Annotated in this window: 1 protein-coding gene; it reads right to left on the reverse strand. The window is 50.0% G+C overall.

Annotated features, from left to right (window positions below; genetic code table 11):
• Positions 1 to 354 (reverse strand): DUF5518 domain-containing protein (locus tag DVK07_RS21605; RefSeq protein WP_199719732.1); only part of this gene is annotated, 354 nt, incomplete at its 3' end.
• Between the last annotated feature and the right edge of the window lie 104 nt (positions 355 to 458).

Genomic DNA, 458 nt, shown 5'->3' on the forward strand with positions numbered 1-458 from the left:
CCCCAACATCCCCGTGGCAAGAATAAGAAGACACAGAAGCACGACCGCGAATATCTGTCCACCCTCGGAAGCCGACGTGATAAACCAGCCTCGTAGAAAGTCAGACGACCACGCAAAGGCGGGAACCGTTCCGAGGATACCGGCACCCATTCCGGCTCTTTTGAAATGCCCCGATCCGTTCGCGGCGAGAAATCCGGCGAATCCACTGCCGACAATCACTCCTGAGAGGTGATAATACGATTCTGACCCGATAAACAGATTATGTACTGTCACCGCCAGAATACCGACCACGCCGCCGAAAAGCGCATACACATACGTTGGCAGACCCTCGTCGAACAACCAATCGAGATCCATACTGCCTAATTCAAAAAAGAAGCATATATTCGCTCCGCTGACTCAAACTGATTTCGAAGCTATCCATTCGAATCTACAATCAGATAATAGCTTCAATTCTTGAA

Origin of the sequence: Halorubrum sp. Atlit-26R (assembly GCF_003666015.1) — an archaeon.
Classification (GTDB): Archaea; Halobacteriota; Halobacteria; order Halobacteriales; family Haloferacaceae; genus Halorubrum.